Source organism: Arthrobacter sp. P1_B11 (assembly GCF_056406715.1).
In genome coordinates this window covers 213651-231407 of sequence record NZ_JBFTZQ010000007.1, presented here as the reverse complement: position 1 = coordinate 231407, position 17757 = coordinate 213651, and the positions used below count along the sequence as shown (strand labels likewise).

Sequence of the window (17757 nt, the reverse complement as noted above, 5' to 3'; positions counted from 1 at the left end):
CTTCGGTGGAGAAATTGTGATTGGGGAATCGGCTTCGAATGCGCCAACCACGTCGACAAGGCAGCTGAGTCCTCTTCGGCTGTTTCGCCAATAGCCACCGCCTCGTGGGCGACGGCAGGACCTGAGCGAGGTTGGGAATGGCTCTAGTCGTTCTCCCATACCAGTCCGAGGAAGTGGAAGGCAGTGGTGAGTTCGTGGCTGTCGTGTTGCAGCTCTTCGGCCAGCGATTCCTGGATTCTCGGCGTGGTGGGAGAATCGCCAGGGCGCTCGAAGATCGCCCAGAGCTGGAGATCATCACCGTGGCGGGACGCGAAGGTGACGCCATCGAAGTCTGTCATCTCGTAGAGCCAAGAGGCGACAGCCTGGGTAAGGCGACGCGGGCGGGCGTCTTTCAGGGCAGCGGCGTCAAAGTCAGCCAGACCCAGACTGAGAGCCAGGCCAATGAAGTGCGGGTACAGGGCCGCGACGCTGCCTGAGGCGGTCACGGCACAGTACCGCCCGGACAGCCCTGCGGACACGGCAGCGCGCACATCAAGCCACTCCCTGGGGACCTGCCCCGGGACGATGGTGGGGTGCAGGACCTTATCCTCATCGTCCTCAACGATCTCGTCCAGCTCCATACTCAGCCGTGCATCCTTGCGGAAATGTGCCAGAACCTCCAACAGGCACGCCAGCAGGGACGAGCCGGCGTAGATGGTGCGGAAGTTGCCGTGGAGGTCATCCCACCGGCCCGGGAACCGGCCGTCTGTGGCCCATTCCCAGCCGCTCCAGGCCCACGGTTCCGGGCGGAAGCCGACACGCCAGACCCTGCCGGCGGCCTCGGCCGCCGTCAGTTCTGCAGACGCCACCCGGTCAGCCCGCGGCCGCGAATGCGCGTGCAGCGGCCAGCACCTGCGGGCCGGCGTCGTCCAGCTGGCCTTCGCGGAGCAGGCGCGCCGGCGGGACGTCCTCCAGCTGCGGGTTCATGCCCTGGAACCAGGCCTGCACTACGGCCCGGGAATCACGCTCCGCGAGCAGGGCGGCCACGTGGTAGGCGGTCCTTAACCGGTGCATCACGTCGGCGGAGGGCTTCCGTTCCCCGTCGGCCCATTGCCGGACGGCGCGGGTTTCCTTCACGGAACCGATGTAGGCGACCAGCTTTGCGCCGAGCAGGTCTCTCAGATCACGGACCAGCACGTCATCGGCCAGCCGGATGGAATCCTGGTGCGCCTTCAGCCCGCCGCGGGCGCCTGTCACTGCTGTCATGCTTCATGATCCCACGAAAACCCGTGCCGGATCAAGGTCTGAATCCCATGCAGAATCACAAGCGGTTTACGCCGATAAGCGTGATTATGTAAGCCTACGGCCGAGAAGGGGCTTCCGGCCGGGCTTTTTGCCACACCCGACGGGCCCCCCGCGTCCCGGTTCGCGGCAATAAATCCAGCTCCGGCCGGTGTGTTGCATGGATCACATCTGGTCTTGGTTGTCCGGGGTGCCACAGCGTTGTGGCACCCAACTTAGAGCAGAGAAGATTTCGTGACGACAGACAAGCTTCGAGTGCTGGTCCAGGAATTGGACTGGTGCCCGCGAAACCTTGAAGAGTTCTGCGGCGGCCACCTTCGGTCCGGGGGCTGGCGAAGAAACGGCACCGGGCGTGTAAGCCTCGCCGTCCGTGGCACCGGTTGTGCACTCTCCCGTCAAGCAACCCTGTACTGCCTGCCCGTTTAGGAAGACTCCACCGATCAGCCCTGGCGGAACTGCCCGGCCTCCGTACACGCGCAAAGCATGGATGCTGCGGTCCTCGTTGCTGCTGGTTCGGTAATGTCAGATCATGATCCCCACCGTTGCCGTGCCGGCGCTGTCCTCTTATCACTGGCTGGGCATCCCGATCGCCATGGCCGGGGCGGTCCTGCTGGCCCTGGGTACCCTGTTCCAGCACAGGGCCGTCGAAGATCAGCCCGCAGCACGGGGCCGGGCGGCCGGGAGCATGGGTGGTGGGCGCCTGCAGGCCCTCCTGGGCAAACCGGTATGGCTGGGCGGAACGGCCATGATCGGGGCGGCGATCCTTTTGCAGCTCACGAGCCTGCGGTTCTCTCCCCTGATCGTCGTCCAGCCCATCGGTGCGGTGGCCCTGGTCGTGACCACCGTGGCCACCGCCCTCACGACACGCAGGTCTCCTGGCCGCCGCGCCCTCACATCTGTGGCCCTGTGCGTGGCCGGTGTGGGTGCCTTCGTTGCTGTCGCCGCAGTGTCCGCCGAAGACGTTGAAATCAGTGACCGGCACCTGATCACGATCCTGGTCGTGCTCGGCGTCGTCCTCGCCGCACTGGCAGTGGCCTACGGGCGTTGGCGCCGCCGGTGGGGCGCCATCGTGTACACCGCCGCGGCCGGGATCCTGTTCGGCTTCGTCGCGGCCCTGGCCAAGACCGTCATCGCCCGGCTTTTCCAGGGCGACTTTGAATGGTTGTCCCTGACCTGCCTGGCCGGGCTGGTCATTGCGGCTTTGTCCGGAACGTTCCTGGTCCAGACAGGACACACGCGCGGCTCATCCGAGCTCGTCGTCGCCGGACTCACAGTCATCGACCCGCTCGTCGCGGTAACCATTGGCATCACCATTCTCGGAGAAGCCGACTCCGCCCCGCCTCTGGCGTTCATCGCCTTCCTCCTCGCCGGCGCCACAGCCATCGCCGGCGTCATCCTGCTCGCGACGGTCAAAAAGGTACCGACCACCCGAGCCGCATGACAGGGCCGGGTCAACCCCTGGCCGGCCAACGGGAGGGTGCCGGGCCATCATGCCTCGCTAGCCTGCGCCGCTTCCGGACGAGCGGATGGGATGCACTACTAGATGGCTGCTTCCCTGAATCTACCCACGCTTGCTTCGGCGGGCGTTCGTGGCCCCGACGGCTCACCCAGCCCGAGCCTCACGGGCAGTACCAAGCGGGCACACCGGAAGTCCTGATCTGCAAATGCAGCTGTCAAGGACGGCGTGTTTGGTGGCGGTTAGGGGCTTTGGCCGGGCCGCGGATGTCGAGTTGGGGGTCTTCGAGATGGGCTTCGGTGGCTACCCGGTTTGTGGGCCGCTTCGGCGGAATCTGGCCCTCGGCCGCAAGTCCTGCTGCAGGTCTCACCGCTCGGCGCCCACCGAGATGATCTGCCGGGCGTTCTGCGCACTGTGCAGCAGGTTACCGACATAGCCGTCGTCGTGAAAAATGCCCTGCGTATTCGGCTTTGAACCCTCGCGGAAGGGCTCTGCTGCCGCAACCCGCTCCGTTGGCTCTTTCGACAGTGCACTGTCCAGGGCCGACAGCCCCTCCAAGTACAGGCTTTGTTTATCGCTGTATCCATCTGGTGTGAAACCCAGCACCGTCCCAAGATCATGTCCCGGGGGGCCTAGGGGCTTCACTTCAGCGTAGGACGGAAACCGGCGGTGGAAAGCATCAACATCGTCGGGTGTGATGCCATCCTTGTAGGTGAACTCTCCCAGCTCGCCCCAGTCAAAGGGCATCTTGAAGTGCGGCTTGTACCTCTCGGTCTCCCGTGTCACCGCATAGAACTCCAGTTTGTTTCCGTCGAAGACTGCCCGGACGGTGTAGTCCTCATGCCGATAAATGTTCAGCACGGGTTCATGCGACTCCGTCGGTTTACACCCGATCTCCGAGCACAGGTCCATGGACTGGCGGGGTTCGCCCAGTCGGCTGCTTACCGACGAGATTGCATCCCCCAGCGCCAGGGAAGCCACGGCATCCTGCTCGCGCTGGTTGTGGGTGATCACGGCCCAGGCGTCGGTGCCGAGTTGGCGCACATCGTTGAAGGCCGCAATCACGGCTAGAAGAAACACGATGAGGACCGCCCAGCTGCTCTTCTTGTGTTTTTGAATTATGTGCACAAGGCGTGCGGGCACACCCTTCTCGTCTTGAGCTTCATCTGCCATGACGCCCCCTGTCTTCGGGACCCGCTCATGCCGGTAATTCTATGGTGCACCCGCACCTCCCCGCGAGGTCATGAAAATCCCCCAGATGCTTCAAGTAGGGGCGGTATTAGGTAGCTAGTCCCCCTGATGGGCGTCGGAACTGGACTTAGTGGGGTGGGCGTTCATCAATGCCCGCGGCACATTCATGATCGCCATTCGGCGTCGTCGGGCAGAACCCGGCCCCGGGGATGTGGAGCTCCCCCGCGCCGGTTCTGTCCATCTGGAACCCGAGGGACCCGGCGCTGGCCGGGATAACTTCCGCTTCGGTGACGGCCAAGCCCTTGGCCATGGCACTGAGCGTGTCCCGGTCAGGGAAGTTCTTCACCGGCCGGTTGCCGTCGGCCATCTGCTGCAGCCACCACCCGGCAGGCATGCCGCCGCAGTCTTCAGCCCGGCCAAGGCAGGTTGACGGAATATCCGTTATCAGCGTTTGAAAATAGGCGGGGAAGTTACCTAAGGGAGAGCTTGCCGTGCACCTTTTGGGGCTGGAATGGGTCACCTATAGTGGCAAGGAACTGTTAAGTAGGACGCGCAGAGTTCGCCGTCCCTAGCGGTGTGGTGTTTCCGTGAGGTGGTGTGTGGGGATCCTGTCCCTGTCGTAGGTGATTTCCTTGTAGCCGTGCGGCTCGGGCTTGCCCTGGCTGTTCAGGTTCACGAACACGATCTCCTCGATGGTGAGGATGCTTCGTCGGGTGATCATGTTCCGGACTTCCGCTCGCATGGTCAGGGAGGTCCGGCCAAATTTAGTTGCCGTTAGACCCATTTCTATAAGGTCTCCTTGGACTGCTGAGCTGACGAAGTTGATTTCCGAAATATACTTCGTCACCGCCCGGCCATTGCCCAGTTGGAGGATGGCATAGATTGCTGCTTCCTCATCAATCCATTTCAGGAGGCTTCCACCGAACAGGGTGCCGTTGGCGTTTAGGTCTTCTGGGCGCACCCATTTTCGCGTGCGGAAGGTTATATCGGAGGATTCCATGGTGTGACCTTGCTTCTGCAGTGAAGATGGTTTACTTTTCATGTCTTTGAGACGAGTTCCGGCGGACGTAGCAGCGTCCCCCATTGGTGGGCTATGGCTCGACACCGGCGAGGCTGTCGGGACGACCGGCCCAAACCTGGTCCGCAAGCGTGAGGACCGGTGGCAGGGCCGGGTTGTCCGAATCCCCGCGCCAAGCCATCCTCAGGTAGACCGGCAGTGTCTCGTCGAGCACCCGCAAGAACCGTACATGCGGGTCGGTCACGTTTTCCGCGACAGAGGAAACCGTCAGGGAGCAGCCTACTTCGGCTCCAACCAAGGCCATTGCGGTCCACGAATCAGGTGCACTTTGCACGATGTCGGGATCGAACCCGGCTCCCAGGCTCAACCGGCGCAGGCGGTCGGTCAGGACGGAACCTTCATGCGGGGGCAGTGCGACGAACGGCTCGCCAGCTAGTTCTGCGAAACGAACTTCGCCTTGCGAGGCTAGCCGGTGTGATGCAGGGACGGCCATCACGAGGTGTTCCTCCACGATGATGCGGGACTTGACGCCCGCGGGCACAAAATCCCAGCGGCCAAGACTGATATCAACTTCACCGCGGAGGACCCGGGCGAGGGCCGGGAGTGCGAAGTCCTGGCTGTTGAGGCGAACTTCTATGCCCGGGTGGACCTTTCGGACTTCCCGTGCCAGTACGCCCACAAGAACATGGGTTGACGCGCCGGCGTAGGCAAGCTTGACCATTCCCGCCTCTCCGCGGCCAGCGGCAAGTGCGCCAGCCCTTGCACGCTCCGCTGCAGCCAGGATCTCCCGGGCTGATGCCATCAGGGCCACTCCCGCCGCCGTCAGCTGGACGCTGCGTGTGCTCCGTATAAAGAGGTCGATCCCTAGATCCCGCTCAAGCTGTCGCACGATGCGGCTGACGGGCGGTTGGGCCATATGGAGCCGCGTCGCAGCGCGGCCGAAATGCAACTCCTCCGCCACGGCGAGGAACACCCGTATTTGTTGAATCTCCATCCCGCCATTATTGCAGAAGCATCAATAATCAGGCCTTCAATAAGTATTGGACGCACTGTAATCCCCGGTGGGATAGTGAAAAAGAACCCGCTATGGAAGAGGACCCATGACACTGCAGAGCAACGCCGCTCCCCTGGCTCCAGGGGCTGCTGCTCACGACCGCCAACCCGATCACGCACGCCGGGACGCCTTCGGTCGCAACGTCAGCGGTCCTTTGGCCGGAATCGTCATTGCCGACTTCAGTCGGGTCCTCGCCGGACCGTACTGCACCATGCTCCTGGCGGACATGGGTGCCACGGTCATCAAAGTCGAAAGCCCCGCCGGCGATGAAACACGGGCCTGGAAGCCCCCGGTCTTCGATGGCCAATCCACGTACTACCTCTCAATCAACAGGAACAAGAGATCCATCGCATTGGACTTCGGCGATCCCGATGACATCGACACGGCACGGAACATTGCTGCGGGCGCCGACGTCGTCATCGAGAACTTCAAACCTGGCGGGCTGGACCGCTTCGGCCTGGACTACGCGTCCATCGCCGAACGCAACCCCGCTGTGGTCTATGCGTCCATCACCGGGTTCGGCTCGGCCGGCGGAGCGGCCCTGCCGGGTTATGACCTGCTCGTCCAGGCCATGTCCGGGCTCATGAGCCTCACCGGGGACCCGGAGTTTCCCGCGTACCGTTCCGGTGTTGCGGTCTTTGATGTCATCACAGGACTCCATGCCGCCATCGGCGTCCTGTCAGCGCTGCACGAACGCAGCCAAAGCGGCCGCGGACAACGCATCGAGGTGAACCTTATGTCCTCGGCCCTGTCCGGCATGGTTAACCAGACCGGCGGATACCTGCTCAGCGGAAACGTGCCCACCCGCATGGGTAACGAGCACCCCAGCATCTACCCCTATGAACCGCTCCCCACCGCGGACGGGGAAATCATTCTGGCCATCGGCAACGACCGGCAGTTCCGGACGCTCTGCAACGTCATCGGTGAGCCCGAACTTGCAGACGATCCCCGGTTCTCCACACCCCCGGACCGCAGCCTCAACCGATCGGCGCTGCGCCCCATCCTGCAGGAACTGCTGGCCGTCAGGACCGCATCGGAGTGGTTCGACATCTTCACCGAGGCAAGGCTGCCGTGTGCTCCGATCAACGACGTCCGCAGTGGGATTGATTTTGCCCAGCGCCTGGGACTGGAACCGGTCGTGGACGTGGGCACCGGTGAGGATTCCATCCCCGGCGTCCGTAACCCGATCACCTTCTCAGCGACACCCGCCAGCTATGACCTCGTGCCGCCAGGCATCGACGCAGACCGGGGGGACATCCTCCAGTGGCTGCAGTCAGCGACGCACGGCTAGCCCTCTCCCACAAGCAGCCACCCCACAAGCACCCAGTACCCGTCCGCGGAACCATAAAGGACCTGTCATGACAACCACTACAACTGCCCGCACCGCCGTGAACTCCGACTACTTCAACCTCGACGATGAGCTGGCGCCCGAAGAGCTGGCCATCCGCGACAAAGTCCGCCAGTTCGCCGAAGAACGCGTCCTTCCCATCATCAACGACTACTGGGAACGGGCGGAGTTCCCGGACGAACTGCTGCCCGGCCTCGCGGAACTCGGCATCATCGGGACCTACATCCAGGGATACGGATGCCCGGGAATGAGCCGCAAGGGCGCGGGAATGGTCGCGCGCGAAATGGCCCGCGCTGACGGAAGCATCAACACCTTCCTGGGCGTCCACTCCAACCTCTGCATGGGCGCCCTGTACATGCTGGGCAACGAGGAGCAGCGGCAGCACTGGTTGCCTGCCATGGCCCGGCTGGAGAAAACGGGTGCCTTCGCCCTCACCGAGCCTAACCATGGGTCCGACACGGTAGCGCTGGAAACGAGCGCCCGCCGCGAGGGAGACACCTGGATCATCGACGGCCACAAACGCTGGATCGGCAACGGCCACGCGGCCGACGTCGTGGTCCTGTTCGCCCGCAACACCGAGGACGGCAAGGTCAACGCCTTCGTCGTCGAAAAGGACGCGGACGGAAACCACCCGGCCGGCTACAACCCCACCGTCATCACCGGCAAGATCGGCAAACGCGCCATCCTGCAGGCCGACATCGTCGTCGAGGGCATGCGGATCCCGGAGACCAACCGGCTTCAGAACTGCAGGTCCTTCGCTGACGTCTCCCGCGTCCTGCAGGCGACCCGTGGCGGTGCCGCATGGGAAGCAGTCGGCCACGCAATGGCCTGCTTCGAGATTGCAGCCGACTATGCCGCAAAGCGGGTCCAGTTCGGCAACCCGATCGCCAGCTACCAGCTGGTCCAGCACCGGCTCGCCAACATGCTCAGCGAGCTGACCGCGATGCAACTGATGGTCAACCGCATGGCTGAACTGGCCGAGAAAGGCACCCTGACTAACGCCATGGCGTCCATGGTCAAGATGGCCACCGCGCAAAAGGGCAAGTGGATCTGCAACGAGGCACGGGAATTGCTCGCCGGCAACGGTCTCCTGCTCGAAAACCATGTCGCCCGCCACCTGACCGATATGGAGGTCGTTTCCACCTACGAGGGCACTGACTCCATCCAGGCACTGCTCGTAGGCCGCGACATCACGGGAATCTCAGCCTTCCGCTGACCCGCGGATAACCTCCCCCGCCTGGCCCCGTCCTCCCCCCCAAACCACGATTCACAAGGAGCTTTTCCATGACCGAAGCATTCCTCATCGGCGGGGCACGCACCCCTGTCGGCCGCTACGGCGGCGCCCTGAGCTCCGTCCGCCCCGACGATCTGGCTGCCATCGCTGTTCGTGCCGCCGTCGAACGGGCAGGCCTTGACCCGGCCGTCGTCGACGAGGTGATCCTCGGCAACGCCAACGGCGCCGGCGAGGAAAACCGCAACGTTGCCCGCATGGCCTGGCTGCTCGCCGGCTTCCCCGACACGGTCCCCGGAGTTACAGTCAACCGGCTCTGCGCCTCCGGGCTGAGCGCCATCATCATGGCCTCGCACATGATCAAAGCCGGTGCCGCGGACATCGTTGTTGCAGGCGGTGTCGAGTCCATGTCCCGCGCTCCGTGGGTCATGGAAAAGCCGGACAAACCCTTCGCCAAACCCGGCGCCGTCGTTGACACCTCCATCGGCTGGCGCTTCCCCAACCCCGCCTTCCTCTCCGGCGAGCTCTCGCGCGACGGCAAGGCCACCTACTCCATGCCGGAAACGGCCGAGGAAGTGGCCCGCGTCTACGGCATCTCCCGCGATGACTGCGACGAGTTCGCCGTCCGCTCCCACGAACGCGCCCTCGCAGCCATCGCTGCCGGGAATTTCGCGGATGAAATCGTCCCCGTCACTGTCAAGGGCCGCAAGGGCGTGGAAACCATCGTGGACACCGATGAGGGGCCCCGCCCGGGAACCACCCGGGATGTCCTGGCCGGCCTGCGCCCCGTGGTGAAGGGCGGCAGCGTAGTCACCGCCGGCAACGCCTCCACCCTCAACGACGGCGCGTCCGCGATCATCGTCGCATCCCAAGCCGCCGTGGAGAAGTACGGGCTCACGCCCCGGGCGCGCATCCTCGACGGCGCGTCCGCCGGCGTCGCGCAGGAAATCATGGGCATCGGCCCGGTCCCGGCCACCCGCAAGGTCCTGGACCGCACCGGCCTCGCGGTGAGCGACCTGGCCGCCGTCGAACTTAACGAAGCGTTCGCGTCCCAGGCGCTGGCCTGCATGCGCGAACTGAAGCTCGAGCCCGACATCGTGAACAACGACGGCGGCGCCATCGCCCTGGGCCATCCCCTCGGTTCGTCCGGTTCCCGGCTTGTCATCACCCTGCTCGGGCGCCTCGAGAGGGAAGCCACCGAACGCCGGAAGCTGGGACTCGCCACCATGTGTGTGGGCGTCGGGCAGGGCACGGCGCTGCTCCTGGAAGGGCTCTCATGACGGACGTGATGTACGACGCGGGCACGCAGCTGGGTGCCGGGGGTTTCCAAACGCTGCAGGTTGAGGAGCGGGTGGACCGCCTGGCGGTCCGGCTGCACCGGCCGGAGGCACGCAACGCCATCGACCAGGCAATGGTGGATGAACTGCATGTGGTCTGCGCGTACCTGGAGCGGACCCCGAAAGTCCTGATCCTGTCTGGCACGCCCGCTAACCCGGACACCGGAGCCAGAGCCGTCTTCGCGTCCGGGGCGGACATCGCGCAATTGCGGGAGCGGCGGCGCGACGACGCGCTGGCCGGGATCAACTCCGGGGTCTTCGACCGGATCGCCAAACTGCCTATGCCCGTCATCGCCGCCTTGGACGGCTACGCCCTCGGTGGCGGCGCGGAATTGGCCTACGCGGCGGACCTCCGCATCGGCACCGCTGACTTGCGGATGGGCAACCCGGAAACCAACCTTGGCATCCTTGCCGCGGCGGGTGCGACCTGGCGGCTGAAGGAGCTCGTAGGGGAACCGGTGGCCAAACAGATCCTGCTGGCAGGCAAAGTCCTCACCGGCGAGGACTGCCTGGCTGTCGGCTTGATCACCGAACTCGTGGACCCGGAAACGCTGCTGGATGCGGCGCACGCGCTGGCAGACTCCATCGCGGGGCAGGACCCGCTGGCCGTTCGGATCACTAAAGCCGTGTTCCATGCCCCAAGGGAAGTCCATCCCTTGATCGACACCCTGGCCCAGGGCATGCTTTTCGAATCCCCGGCCAAGTTCGACCGCATGCAAGCGTTTCTCGACAGGAAGAAGAAGTAGACATGAGCAACACTGCAATTCCCGCCGGGCTCCCCGCAAAGGTGGGCGTCCTCGGTGGCGGCCGCATGGGCGCCGGGATCGCCCACGCCTTCCTGGTCAAAGGCTCCGACGTCGTGGTGGTGGAACGTGACCATGCGGCGGCGGACGCCGCCCGCGGACGCGTCGAGGACGCCGTCGGCAAGTCCCTGGCCCGCGGCCTCGCCGGCGAGGCGGCCGACTATGCCTCCCGCCTGTCGGTGACCACCGATTACGCCTCCTTCCGTGACCGGGAGCTGGTTGTGGAGGCCGTGCCCGAACTGTGGGACCTGAAGGTCTCCTCGCTGCGGGCCGTCGAGGCTGAACTCGGCAACCATGCAGTGCTGGCCTCCAACACCTCTTCGCTCTCCGTGGACGGCTTGGCTAACGAGCTCGACCGTCCGCAGGACTTTCTGGGGCTGCACTTCTTCAACCCGGTCCCCGCCTCCACGCTCATCGAGGTGGTCGTGGGGAAGAAGACCCCGGAGCCGCTGGCGGCTGCGGCCCGCGGGTGGGTTGAGGCGCTCGGCAAGACCGCCGTCGTCGTCAATGACGCCCCCGGTTTCGCCTCCTCACGCCTGGGCGTGGCGATCGCCCTCGAGGCCATGCGGATGGTGGAGGAAGGCGTCGCCTCAGCCGAAGACATTGATAACGCCATGGTCCTGGGATACAAGCACCCCACCGGGCCGCTGAAGACCACGGACATCGTGGGCCTGGACGTGCGCCTCGGCATCGCCGAGTACCTGCAGTCCACCCTGGGTGACCGGTTCGCCCCGCCGCAGATCCTCCGCGACAAAGTGGCACGCGGCGAACTCGGCCGCAAAACCGGCAAAGGCTTCTTCGACTGGAGCTGAAGCCGCCGCACGGTTTGAAGCCCCAGGCCATCTAGTTGGCCTGGGGCTTCTTTCCCATGGAGTCGAACAACAGGGTGGAGGACAGGGCGTTGAAGGGCATGGCCACGTTGTGCTCGAGGCCCTTGAGGTGCGCGGCCTTCAGGTCCTTGAGCAGCACGGCCAGCGCGGTGTCCGCGGTCCACTCCGACACGGAGTCCCAGTTGCGGGCCACCCAACTGTCGCCGGTGCTGACCCTAAACAGGTTCAGCAGTTCGGCTTCGGGCAGGTTGTATTCCGCGCCGAACTTGAGGCCTTCAGCGACGGCATTCATGGTGATGCCGAGGACCAGGTTGTTGACCAGCTTCGCGGCCTGGCTGTTGCCGGGCTTGCTGCCGTAGTAGAAGGTGTTGGATCCGACGGCGTCGAAATACGGGCGGGCGGCGGTGACCACGTCTTCCGCGCCCGAGGCCATGATTGACAGCGTGCCGGCCTGGGCGCCCGTGGCGCCGCCGCTGACGGCGGCGGCAATCAGCTTCGCGTAGCCGTTTTCCTCCACCWGCCGGCCCAGTTCGTTCATGGTGTCCGGGTCCAGCGTGCTCATGACAATGATGGTGATGTTCTTGGGGCCGACGGACAGCAGCCCGCCCTTGCCGAGGATGACGTCCACGTTCTGGGCGTAGTCGCGGACCATGGAGACGATTGCGTCGTCAGCCTTTTCAGCTACTTCCTTCAGGGATTCGGCCACCATGATTCCTGCGGCCTTCGCCTTCTCCCGGGATCCGGCGAAGGCGTCGTAGCCGATCACTTCAAAGCCGGCCTTGTTCAGGTTGACTGCCATGGGAAGTCCCATGGTTCCGAGTCCTACGAAACCGATTCTCTTGCTCATGCTGCGGGTCCTCTAGTTCGTGGCTTCAAGGGTCATGCCGCGCTCCGCCATGACCTGTTTGACGAGGGTCAGGCCGTTGAGGACGCGGGGGAATCCGATGTAGGGGATGCACTGGATCAGGGCGCCGACAATCTTCTCCTTGGTGAGGCCCACGTTGAAGCCGACGTTGATATGGAGCTTCAGCTGGACCTCGGTGCCCAGTGCGGCGAGCGTGGAAATAGTCACCATCGTCTGTTCCTGCTGGGTCAGGCTGTCCCGCGAGTAGATGTCCCCGAAAGCAAAGGAGACGATGTAGTCCGACAGTTCGGCGTCGAGGGCCGCATAGGACTCCACCAGCTTGGCGTGGTCGAACGTATTGGCGTGTTCGCTGGAGACAAGTTCCATCATCCGGTCGAGTCCGCGCTGGTACCGGTCAGTGCTCATGGTGCTGCCCTTCTAGGCTTCTATGGAAACGAGTTAGCGAGTAGCATTTATAAAACGCTACGTTGCGTTTCAATATTAGCACTCGGGGTATGAGGACTGGAAGGTTTTTTATGCAGAAAGCAGACGCGGCCGACGGCGGTCCAGCCGGGGCCACAGCCTCAGGTCACCAAAAGCGCCGCGCGCGCACGGAACGGGTGGTCCTGGACACCACGCGGGAACTGCTGGCCGGTTCCGGCTTTGCAAGCCTGACGATCGAACGCGTTGCCGAGCGGTCCGGCGTCGCCAAATCCACCATTTACCGCCGGTACCGGTCCCGGAATGATTTGGCACTGGCCGTCCTGCTGGACATGCTGGGCGACGTCAGCACGCTGCCCTATGCCAAGGACACGCAGACTGAGCTGACCCGCCTGGTGAACCGGACGGTGGACCTGATGTCCAACTCCCTGCTGGGGCGCATCATGCAGGGCCTGGTCTCGGAGGTAGCTGCCGACGTCGAACTTGCCAGGACCTACCGGGAAACGGTGGTGGCTAAGCGCGTCCGGGAGGTCACAGCCCTGGTGGAACGCGGCACTGCCAGGGGTGAGCTGCGGGAAGGACTGGATCCGGAGCTGGTCACCGACCTTCTGCTCGGCCCCATCTACTACCGCTTGTTCCTCAGCGGCGAGCCGCTGGACGAAGCGTTCGGCCAAAGCCTCGTGGCCGCCCTGTACCCCGCCTTCGCGAAAGACCCCCAAGGTTAAACGGCCGCACCAGGTTGCGGGCACACTGCCGGCAACCTGGCGCGGTGACTCAGCAATCCGCCTACCTGGCGCCGGGGTTCCGGACCAGCTTCTTATTGGCGAATTCGTTGAAGCCGTAGCGGGCCAGTTCCCGCCCGAAGCCCGAGCCCTTGACGCCGCCGAACGGCAGGTCGGGCGAGCTCTTGCTAGTGCTGTTGATCCACACCATGCCGACCTCAAGTTCCTCGGCCAGCCGGTCCGCATTCTTGGCATCGGATGTGAACACGCTGGAGGACAGGCCGAACGGTGAGTTGTTGGCCAAATCGATCGCTTCCTGCAGGGAGCCGACGCGGTAGACGACGGCGACGGGGCCGAACAGTTCCTCGGTGAAGGCACGCATTTCGGGTGTGACGCCTGCCAGGACCGTGGCCGGGTAATAGGCGCCGGGGCCGTCGGGGCGTTCGCCACCGAGCAGGAGTTCCGCGCCGTGGGAGACTGCGTCCTGCACGAGCTCGTCCAGTTCCTCGACTCCTGCAGTTGATGCCAGCGGTCCGAGCTTGGTCCCGGCGTCGGTGGGATCGCCGGACTGCCAGGGGGCCATCGCGTCCAGGAACTTCTGAAGGAATTCCTCGTACACACTCTCCGCCACGATGAACCGCTTCGATGCCGTGCAGGCCTGGCCGCCGTTGGAGAGCCGGCCGATGACTGCCGCAGCTGCTGCGGCGTCGATGTCGGCATCGTCGAGGACGATGAACGGGTCTGATCCGCCGAGTTCCAGGACGCACTTTTTCAGGTTCCGGCCGGCGACCTCGCCGACGGCTGCACCGGCCTTCTCGGACCCGGTCAGGGACACGCCCTGCACGCGCCGGTCGGCAACGGCGGCTGCCACCTGCGCGGAGGAGATGAACGCGTTAAGGTACACGCCGGCCGGCAATCCGGCCTCTATAAGCACCCGTTCGATGGCCAGGGCGGACTGGGGGCAGTTGCGGGCGTGCTTGAGGATAATGGTATTGCCCAAGGCGATGTTCGGCGCCGCGAACCGGGCCACCTGGTAGTAAGGGTAGTTCCATGGCATGACCCCGACGAGGGGTCCTATCGGTTCGGTGCGGACGACAGCCGTGCCGGAGCCCTTGAAGGTGAGGGATTCATCCGCCAGGTACTCCTCCAGGTTGTCGGCGTAGTGCTGGTAAATCGACGCGACCAGTTCCACCTCTCCCCTGGCCTGCGCGATCGGTTTGCCCATTTCCAGGGTAAGGAGCTTGGCCAGTTCTTCGGCCTGCTCGCGGTGGATCTCGGCGGTGCGGGTCAGGACGGCACGGCGCTGCTCCAGGGTTGTGGTGCGCCAGGAACGGTAGGCTGCGGCGCTGTTTCCGATGAGAGTGTCCAGCTCGGTGTCGGAGATCTCCGGGTATTGTGCGGTTGCGTCCCCGGTGGCCGGGTCGATCGTGGTGTACACACCCATGGGTGGTTCTCCTCTGTAGTGAAAGACGATGGAATCAAGGCCGGTGGCCGGCACCATCAGTTCGATGGCACCGGCTTGGCAGCCGCGAGGCGCCGCGTCAGGCAGCGACGGCGGCTTCGGACTTCAGCTCAAAGCCGCGGTATCCGTTGGCACTGACGTCGTCCAGGACGCCGCGGTAGTTGCCCAGGCCGCCCAGGTAGAACAGCACGCTGGGCTTCTTGCCCGGGACGTTTGCGCCGAAGATCCATGAATCGACCTTGGTGAACACGGTCATGTTGGCAATCGTGGTGCATGTCTCGGTCCACTCGGCTTCGGCCTCCGGAGTCGGTTCGATCGCCCGGATTCCGTTGGCCTCCGCGTAAGCCACCGTGTCGCTGATCCATTCAACCTGCGTCTCGATGCTCGGCGGCAGGTTTGTGAACGGGCCGTTGGGTCCCAGCACCATGAACCAGTTGGGGAACTTTGCCGTGGAAACGCCCAGGTAGCTGGTGGGCTGCCCGTCCCAGTGGTCGTTGATGTTCAGGCCGTCACGGCCGGTGATCTCCATGCGGCGGTAATTGCCGTCCACCGCGTCGAAACCGGTCGCAAAGACGATGACGTCCAGCTCGTGCAGCACGCCGTCCTCGGTCACCACACCCTTGGCGGTGACTTCCCGGATGGGGTTCTCCTTGATGGCCACGGCCTCGACGTTGGGCCGGTTGAAGACTTGGAAGTAGCCGTCGTCGCAGAGCGGGCGGCGGGCGAAAAGGCCGGTGGGCGTCAGCTTCCGTGCCGTCTCCGGATCCTTGATGGTCTCGACGATCTTGTTTCGGATGAAGGATGCCGCAGTCTCGTTGGCCTCCTCATCGGTGGCGATGTCGCTGAAGGTTTCGAACATGAAGCGGAAGCCGCCGCCGTATTCCCAGGCCTTCTCGTAGACCTGGCGGCGTTCTTCTTCCGAAACGCTCATGGCCGGCACGGTGCTTTCCTCGAAGCCGAAGGCCACACCGGAACGCTTGACCTGTGCCCAGATGTTGTCGTAGTCGGCCTTGATCTCGGCGATCTGCTGGGTAGTCACGGGGCGCTTGCCCACCGGGACGGAGTACTGCGGGGTGCGGACGAAGACGGTCAGATGTTCCACTTCCGGGGCCAGGGCCGTGATGACCTGCTGGCCCGTGGACCCGGTGCCGATCACGCCGACGCGGCGGCCGGCGAGCGACTTGCCTTGGGGCCAGGCGGCGGTGTGGATCGTCTCGCCCTCGAACGCGTCGATGCCGGGCAGGTTCGGGAAGTTGATGGCCGACAGCAGCCCCACGGCGTTGACGACGTACTTGGCCCGGTAGACGGCGCCACCGCTTGTGGTGACCTCCCACAGGCACTCGTCTTCGAGGTAGACGGCGGACTTGACCTCGGTGCCGAAGCGGAAGTGGCGGCGCAGGTCAAAGCGGTCAACGACATCCTCAAGGTACTCGAGGATCTCCGGCTGGGTGATGTAGGTGTGCTTCCAGGTACCGTCCTGCAGGAGGTCCTTATCGAAGGAGAAGCGGTAGACGTGGCTCTCCGTGTCAGAGAGTGCCCCGGGGTAGCGGTTCCAGTACCAGGTGCCGCCGGGGCCGTCGGCCTTGTCGAAGCCGACAACGGTCAGGCCCTGCTCGTTATGAAGCTTGTGGACGGCGTAGATGCCGCCGAAGCCGGCGCCGATGACGACGGCGTCAACGGTGTGGAAAGTGTTCTGTGCAGTCATGGCGAACTCCTTTGTCGTTCTGATGCAGGGGACGGAATAGTGGATGGTTTGGCTTCGCAGGTGGCCGGGTTAGTTCCGGTACCAGGCAGCGAGCTTCTCGAACTCCTGGGCGACGAGGGCGGAGCGCCCTGCCAGGAACGGGTAGACGTGCTGCTGGCCCTCGCCGATGGACAAGGTGACGTCCACACCGGCGGCTTTGGCGCGTTCCTCCAGACGGGTGGCGTTGTCCAGGAGTGACTCGACGCTGCCGGCGGTGATGTACAGGCGGGGGAAACCAGTGAAGTCCGCGTGCAGCGGGTTCGCCAGCGGGGTGGTGGGGTCAACCGTGCCGCCGAGGACGCCGGCGATCATGCCTTCGAGCAGTTCGGGGGTGATCAGGGCGTCGGTGTCGTTGTTGGTGACAAGGGTTTCGCCCTTGTTCTCCATATCCAGCCACGGGGAGAAGGCGATGACCTGGCCGGGACCGGGCTTGCCCTGTTCCTTAAGCGCCAGGGCAATGGCGATGGCGAGGTTGCCGCCGGCGGAATCGCCGATGGTGGTGATGTCCTGCGGGGCGATGCCGGAGGCGACGAGGGCATCGAAGGCGGCCACGCCGTCCTCGATCTGGGCAGGGTGCTGGAATTCGGGGGCGCGGCGGTAATCCAGCACGAAGCTGACGGATCCGAGGGCCTTGGCGACGTGGGCGGCGAGCTTGCGGTGGCTCGAGGCGGAGCCGACGGCGAAGCCGCCGCCGTGGGTGTACAGGAGGACCTTGGTCCTGTCCGCACCCTTTGGCAGGCACCAGATGCCCGGAACGCCCCCAACGGTGTCCTCACGGTACATGACGCCCTCGGGCTCGACCGTCGGCTGGTGCCACTCGTCAAAAATGGAACGGAACAGGCGCATGGTCAGGTCCGGCGTGGTCGCCATGATCTGAGCCCAGTCAGCGTAGAGATTCCGCAGTACGTCCTGGCTCCCGGCTTCGGCCGAAGCGGTGCCGGACTGTTCAACAAGGTTGGTGGTCATTGTGGGTCTCCTTTGACGCGATCTGTTGG

18 protein-coding genes are annotated in these 17757 nt (G+C 64.5%); 7 read left to right on the top strand and 11 right to left on the bottom strand.

The window, feature by feature from the left end:
* Positions 1-143: 143 nt before the first annotated feature.
* On the bottom strand, positions 144-848 hold the full coding sequence (locus tag AC1D14_RS08225; protein WP_230117816.1) for an RES domain-containing protein: 705 nt from the start codon (positions 846-848) through the stop codon (positions 144-146).
* 4 nt (positions 849-852) lie between these two features.
* The gene (locus AC1D14_RS08220; RefSeq protein ID WP_230117817.1) at positions 853-1245 is read right to left on the bottom strand and encodes a hypothetical protein; all 393 of its coding nucleotides are present in this window, start codon (positions 1243-1245) and stop codon (positions 853-855) included.
* Between the two features lie 565 nt (positions 1246-1810).
* Here AC1D14_RS08220 and AC1D14_RS08215 point away from each other — a divergent pair.
* A complete protein-coding gene (locus tag AC1D14_RS08215; protein WP_230117818.1) occupies positions 1811-2722 on the top strand; it encodes a DMT family protein in 912 nt (303 codons plus the stop codon).
* A 381-nt stretch (positions 2723-3103) separates the two neighbouring features.
* On the opposite strand, the gene AC1D14_RS08210 is transcribed toward AC1D14_RS08215, so the two are convergent.
* The 4 genes from AC1D14_RS08210 to AC1D14_RS08195 all read right to left on the bottom strand — a co-directional run bounded on the left by AC1D14_RS08210 (position 3104) and on the right by AC1D14_RS08195 (position 5940).
* On the bottom strand, positions 3104-3910 hold the full coding sequence (locus AC1D14_RS08210; RefSeq protein WP_230117819.1) for an ETEC_3214 domain-containing protein: 807 nt from the start codon (positions 3908-3910) through the stop codon (positions 3104-3106).
* 145 nt (positions 3911-4055) lie between these two features.
* On the bottom strand, positions 4056-4322 hold the full coding sequence (locus AC1D14_RS08205) for a hypothetical protein (protein ID WP_230117820.1): 267 nt from the start codon (positions 4320-4322) through the stop codon (positions 4056-4058).
* Between the two features lie 174 nt (positions 4323-4496).
* Entirely contained in the window at positions 4497-4928 is a 432-nt protein-coding gene (locus tag AC1D14_RS08200) for an acyl-CoA thioesterase (RefSeq protein ID WP_230117821.1), read from the bottom strand.
* A gap of 91 nt (positions 4929-5019) precedes the next feature.
* A complete protein-coding gene (locus AC1D14_RS08195) occupies positions 5020-5940 on the bottom strand; it encodes a LysR substrate-binding domain-containing protein (RefSeq protein WP_230117822.1) in 921 nt (306 codons plus the stop codon).
* A gap of 106 nt (positions 5941-6046) precedes the next feature.
* On the opposite strand from AC1D14_RS08195, the gene AC1D14_RS08190 reads away from it, so the two are divergent.
* The 5 genes from AC1D14_RS08190 to AC1D14_RS08170 all read left to right on the top strand — a co-directional run bounded on the left by AC1D14_RS08190 (position 6047) and on the right by AC1D14_RS08170 (position 11531).
* The gene (locus AC1D14_RS08190; RefSeq protein WP_230117823.1) at positions 6047-7291 is read left to right on the top strand and encodes a CaiB/BaiF CoA transferase family protein; all 1245 of its coding nucleotides are present in this window, start codon (positions 6047-6049) and stop codon (positions 7289-7291) included.
* 67 nt (positions 7292-7358) lie between these two features.
* The gene (locus tag AC1D14_RS08185) at positions 7359-8564 is read left to right on the top strand and encodes an acyl-CoA dehydrogenase family protein (protein ID WP_230117824.1); all 1206 of its coding nucleotides are present in this window, start codon (positions 7359-7361) and stop codon (positions 8562-8564) included.
* Between the two features lie 68 nt (positions 8565-8632).
* Positions 8633-9859, top strand: coding sequence for a thiolase family protein (locus AC1D14_RS08180; RefSeq protein ID WP_230117905.1), 1227 nt, complete (start codon positions 8633-8635; stop codon positions 9857-9859).
* The gene (locus AC1D14_RS08175) at positions 9856-10662 is read left to right on the top strand and encodes an enoyl-CoA hydratase/isomerase family protein (protein ID WP_230117904.1); all 807 of its coding nucleotides are present in this window, start codon (positions 9856-9858) and stop codon (positions 10660-10662) included. Before AC1D14_RS08180 ends, AC1D14_RS08175 begins: the two co-directional genes overlap by 4 nt.
* A 2-nt stretch (positions 10663-10664) precedes the next feature.
* On the top strand, positions 10665-11531 hold the full coding sequence (locus AC1D14_RS08170; protein WP_230117903.1) for a 3-hydroxyacyl-CoA dehydrogenase family protein: 867 nt from the start codon (positions 10665-10667) through the stop codon (positions 11529-11531).
* A gap of 31 nt (positions 11532-11562) precedes the next feature.
* On the opposite strand, the gene AC1D14_RS08165 is transcribed toward AC1D14_RS08170, so the two are convergent.
* Together AC1D14_RS08165 and AC1D14_RS08160 are read right to left on the bottom strand one after the other, a co-directional pair.
* Positions 11563-12396: an NAD(P)-dependent oxidoreductase gene (locus AC1D14_RS08165; RefSeq protein ID WP_476968282.1), complete on the bottom strand. Its 834-nt coding sequence runs from the start codon at positions 12394-12396 to the stop codon at positions 11563-11565.
* A 12-nt stretch (positions 12397-12408) separates the two neighbouring features.
* The gene (locus AC1D14_RS08160; protein ID WP_230117901.1) at positions 12409-12819 is read right to left on the bottom strand and encodes a carboxymuconolactone decarboxylase family protein; all 411 of its coding nucleotides are present in this window, start codon (positions 12817-12819) and stop codon (positions 12409-12411) included.
* 110 nt (positions 12820-12929) lie between these two features.
* Here AC1D14_RS08160 and AC1D14_RS08155 point away from each other — a divergent pair, with 110 nt between their 5' ends.
* Positions 12930-13559 (top strand): TetR/AcrR family transcriptional regulator, encoded by a 630-nt coding sequence (locus AC1D14_RS08155; protein WP_230117900.1) that lies wholly within the window; start codon positions 12930-12932, stop codon positions 13557-13559.
* Between the two features lie 61 nt (positions 13560-13620).
* Here the strand turns inward: AC1D14_RS08155 and AC1D14_RS08150 are convergent, their stop codons facing one another.
* The 3 genes from AC1D14_RS08150 to AC1D14_RS08140 all read right to left on the bottom strand — a co-directional run bounded on the left by AC1D14_RS08150 (position 13621) and on the right by AC1D14_RS08140 (position 17728).
* Complete coding sequence (locus tag AC1D14_RS08150) at positions 13621-15000, bottom strand: NAD-dependent succinate-semialdehyde dehydrogenase (protein ID WP_230117899.1); 1380 nt, start codon at positions 14998-15000, stop codon at positions 13621-13623.
* 97 nt (positions 15001-15097) lie between these two features.
* On the bottom strand, positions 15098-16723 hold the full coding sequence (locus AC1D14_RS08145; RefSeq protein WP_230117898.1) for a flavin-containing monooxygenase: 1626 nt from the start codon (positions 16721-16723) through the stop codon (positions 15098-15100).
* 69 nt (positions 16724-16792) lie between these two features.
* Complete coding sequence (locus AC1D14_RS08140; protein WP_476968281.1) at positions 16793-17728, bottom strand: alpha/beta hydrolase; 936 nt, start codon at positions 17726-17728, stop codon at positions 16793-16795.
* Positions 17729-17757: the final 29 nt, after the last annotated feature.